Consider the following 4,555-nt stretch of genomic DNA (forward strand, 5'->3'; position numbering starts at 1 on the left):
ATCAACGACGGGAGAAACAATATGCAAGGGCAGGTATTTCGCATCCCGGGATGAATAAATTTCCACATTAAACTCGACTTCACGATGTGTCGGCGGCGCGTCAATTAAAATATCCGTTGATGCGACCGACTGATTCAATCGCTGAGACAGCCGCTTTGATAAGTTTTCACTCCACTGGACGAGAGAAGCAACCGGCTGGTGTGCGATGAGTTCGAATACCTCTGCCGACTCATAGAAACTGAACTCGGCAACCCGTTTATACAAGGTTCGTTTCGTACTGAAGATACCTTCTACCAGTCTTTCGCATGGTGTCCCTTTCGCCTGTTCACGCAAGACCGTAATGGAATCGGCCTCGGTCAGTTTGAAATATTCCGTCAGATCAAGCTGCTGATACAGATGATAAAACGCGCGGGCAAACATCGTGCTCGCAGAACGGACTGCGTGATGCCAATAGACTTCACTGAACATGACATACCGGGCGAATACCATCAACTCTGCCGCCGTTTTCCCTTTGGAACCAATCGCGAGTCCGTCGCCGGCCTCGTTGACCATCAATGAATGAATCAAACGGTTTTTGTCAAAATTCCGACCATAAGGCACACCGGCGTGCAGGCTGTCCCGGTCCAGGTAATCCATCTTATCGATGTCAATCGGCCCCGATAAAATGGAACGTACCAGCCGCATCTCTGTCGTATCTGAGCGGGGAACCAGAATATCCAGAACCTCTTCCGGTTCGATTCCCCATTCACTTCTCAAAACATCAGCCAGTTCGTGACCGTCTGATAAGAATTCCCGGGCGAACGTTTCATGTCGGGGAATGCCTTCCAGCGACATATCTTCAATCAAATGACAGAACGGCCAATGCCCCAGATCGTGAAGCAGCGCGGCGACGATCAGGACCTCAGCCGTATGCACGTCGATGGTGGCGGAAAACCGGGCATCCTTTCCTAACTGCCAGAGATACTCCAGTGCATTCTTGTAGACGCCTAATGCATGTTCAAAACGCGTGTGTGTTGCACCGGGATAAACCAGCGCGGTAAAACCCAACTGTGTGATGTGTGACAATCTGCGAAATTCGGCAGTATCCACCAGAGCTCGGATGCGGGATGTAAACGGCACATCCTGCTGATAGGGAATACGAACCAGACCGCTCCCCGACTGTAAATTGGATAGTTCAGGAATCTCAACATAAGGATGATTCATAGCGGATCGACAGTTCTACTTTTTGTTTTTGTGATTCAAGCCAGCAATGTTGATCGATCATTGGGAGCAAACAACTCTTCCACAACGGACGCGATCATTTCATTATTTTCCTGTGCCCCTTCGGAACACAGCGCTTCCCACAAAACCTGACCGGCGTGGACTGCCTGTTGCACCTTGGCAGGCAACAAATCGAGTTGCACCGCGGGCCGCAGATCATGATTCATGATGGCGACAGACAATGCATCGGGAATCAGTTCAATCCGATCGACCGATTCGAAACCGACCATGCCAACCAGCAGCGGATTCACACGTCCCTGAATCAAAGAGCGCACATCATCCTGATAGGCAACCAAAGGTTTTCCCAGCATCCAGGTCATGGCCGCTTCCGAAACCGCTCCTTCGTCGGGTGTTCGACCATTCAGATTCCAGACCATCGCCTCACATTCCACAACCAGTTGATAAACATCCAGAGCAAAAATAGCTTCGTGTAAAAACTGAGCCGCTGTCGGCGCATCCCAGTTCCGTTCCACCAGCACTTCCAGCACCAGCCGAAACTCCATACCATCCCGGTGAGGTAAATAAACAGTATAACCTGTTTCTGATAACCGATCGGCAATCGCCGTCATCTCTTCCCGTTCAGATCGATTAAATAACGGCCCCGCGCAGTAAACGCGAATCGGCTCGCTAGAATGTTTCATGGTCAAACCTCTTATGCTTCCCTGCTGAAAGAAAACCATTTAGAATATTAATGCAGACAGATTCCTGCAGACTATTGTAGCAATGCCCTGTTTTTTTTCACCTAAACCACATTCTTTTCACATTTCTTCTCTAAAATTCGTGATCCGAAACACCTGTTTCGTCACAATAATCGCGTGAGTCCCTGAATCCAGATCGAATTTGATGAACCAGACCACCACACAAGCTCCGCAATTTGACAGCCGACGATTCACCTGCGCGGTACTGTGCATTCTGCTGGGAAGCGGTTCCGTCACGCTGGCGATCCAGTCTCTTTTCAGCAATGTGAATCTTGCCACATTGTATGTCAGTTCGACGCTCTGGCAAAGTCTGGTTCATGCCTGGTCTGGTCAGATCGAACCGGCGACCCAATCGGCCAGCATTCCGTTTTTTCCATTAATGGGTTATCTGCTCATCGCGGCAGTTGGAACCGGGATCATCGGCGCATTGCTGATTTCCCGAATTTGCCGGCTCCCGATCAGTGTCGCATTTACGGAATGGGGCTGTAAAGGATTCCGCTGGTGGCTACTGCCCGCGGTCTGGGAAATTTTTCGCATCCTGGCTTTCATCCTCGGCTGGACCGGTCTGGAAAGTCTGTTACTGGCGACTTCACAATTCTGGTTCTCCGTTGCCATCGCGGGCTGGATCGCCACATTCACTGCATTGATTCTACCGGTTTCGAGCAATACCTTTGATCCCGCAGCAGAACCGAATCAGATCAACACAGCACAAAAGATTAACATTCCCTTTGCAGCCTGGCTCATGATGGGGCTGTTTGTGACGCTGTTCACATTTATGAACTGGCGACTCTACGAAGGCCTGCTGATCCCGCACGGCGATTCTGCCATGTACGAGGAGCATCTCTGGAATGTCACGCATGGAAAAGGATTCCGCAGTTATCTGGACCAGGGTTTGTTCTGGGGAGAGCATATTCAGTTCATCCATCTGCTGATACTCCCCCTTTACCTGATCTGGCCTTCTCACTTACTGTTGGAATTATGCGAAACGCTGGCTCTGGCCATCGGAGCGATCCCCCTCTATCGCATGGCTGTGCGTCACAGCCGTTCGACGACGGCTGGCAAAGCAATGGTGGCCGCTTATTTGTGTTACTTTCCGCTGCAGTTTCTAGACATTGCCATCGATTTGAAAACGTTTCGCCCGATTTCATTCGGCGTTCCCATTCTGCTGTTTGCACTCGAAGCGATTGAGTTAAAACGCTGGAAAACCGCTGTCATACTGATGCTACTGACTTTAACGGCCAAAGAAGATTACGCCATCATGCTCGGGCCCCTGGGGCTCTGGATTGCCTGGCAGCAATGGCGCGAAAGCAAACAGATAAGCACAATTCCCAGACCAACGCTCTTCAAATCCGTCGCACCGGGAATCGGCCTTTCCCTGTTTGCTGTTGTCTATCTGGCATTCGTCGTCAAATTTGCGATCCCCTGGTTTCGCAGCGGCGAGCAGGTCCACTATGTCGGTTACTTCAGTAAATTCGGAAACTCACTCGGCGAAGTCATTCAGAATATTTTATTCAATCCTTCCTTATTATGGGGTGAACTGGTGCAGCCGGGCACTTTTATTTATGCCCTGGCGCTGATCGTGCCTTTAGGATTTCTGCCGCTGTTTTCTCCAAGTCGCTTACTGGTCGCGGCACCGATCTTTGGTTTGCTGTGTTTGAATGAATTAGCACATGATCCCCGCCACCACTTTCATGCCCCGATTGTGCCGATCCTCTGCTGGGCGGCGGCCGCCGGTCTGGGAAACATTCCCGCTTTGATAAACCGTTGTTCCCTGAAAATGAAAGCGTTGGAAAGGAAAGCGTCAGCAGCACAGACTTTTGCCACACACTTCCTCTGGAGTTCCGCCATCGCCACGGGAATCTTTTTCAGCCTCGGACCTTTGGGGCTGGTCTTCTGGGATTCCGGTTCTGCCTGGTATTGGGAGCGGCTTTATATTCCGGGTGAGCGAGCCAGACAGTTCAGTAAAGTGGCTCTGCTGATCCCACCGGAAAGCAAGGTGGCCTCCACCGATTTTGTTCACCCCCGTTTCACACATCATGCAAGATCCTACGACTACAGCAATTACCGCAGGAAAGTCAACGACTATCAATCGGGAGTACCCGCTGATACCGATTACATCGTCATTGACACACAACACCCCTACAGCGAAATCAAAAAACCCGATCAGGTTCCCGAATATCACAATCACCCCGAGGAATGGGAACTGATTCCGGACCAGACAAACGGCTATTTCATTATCCTGAAACGCAAATCATCGGCAAAATAAAATCCCAAAACCAGATCGCTGAAAAAAGCGACTGATTTTCAATAAAACCGATCTTCACTTTCCGTACTCAACGGCAATAATACAAGATGAAATCAGCCCCCCGACATCTCTCCTTTTCAGGACAAAACATCATCGTTTTTCCGAGTGAGAGAATGCGATTCCGCAGAGGAACCCTGTCCCAAATTCAAATTTGAGGCCCGTTTTCAAGAGTTTTTTGAATAATTCACGGAGTAGCCCCCATTTCGAGTGACTTGCGAAGAATGTCCAGCTATGTTATTCCGCAAGATTAAAGTCGGTTCAGAGCTTGAATCAGAGAACCGTCAATCGTCCC

At 50.0% G+C, this 4,555-nt stretch carries 3 protein-coding genes; 1 reads left to right on the top strand and 2 read right to left on the bottom strand.

What is annotated here, in order from left to right; genetic code table 11:
- Nucleotides 1–1,203: HD domain-containing protein (locus Q0294_RS06035; protein ID WP_299461932.1), on the bottom strand; the 1,203-nt coding region annotated here is incomplete at its 3' end.
- A 35-nt stretch (nucleotides 1,204–1,238) separates the two neighbouring features.
- The gene (locus tag Q0294_RS06040) at nucleotides 1,239–1,901 is read right to left on the bottom strand and encodes a nucleoside 2-deoxyribosyltransferase (protein ID WP_299461934.1); all 663 of its coding nucleotides are present in this window, start codon (nucleotides 1,899–1,901) and stop codon (nucleotides 1,239–1,241) included.
- A 202-nt stretch (nucleotides 1,902–2,103) separates the two neighbouring features.
- Between Q0294_RS06040 and Q0294_RS06045 the strand changes: the two genes are divergently transcribed.
- A complete protein-coding gene (locus Q0294_RS06045; RefSeq protein WP_299461936.1) occupies nucleotides 2,104–4,224 on the top strand; it encodes a DUF2079 domain-containing protein in 2,121 nt (706 codons plus the stop codon).
- The last annotated feature ends 331 nt before the right edge of the window (nucleotides 4,225–4,555 follow it).

This window comes from uncultured Gimesia sp., from assembly GCF_937919775.1.
In the GTDB taxonomy this organism is placed as follows: Bacteria; Planctomycetota; Planctomycetia; order Planctomycetales; family Planctomycetaceae; genus Gimesia.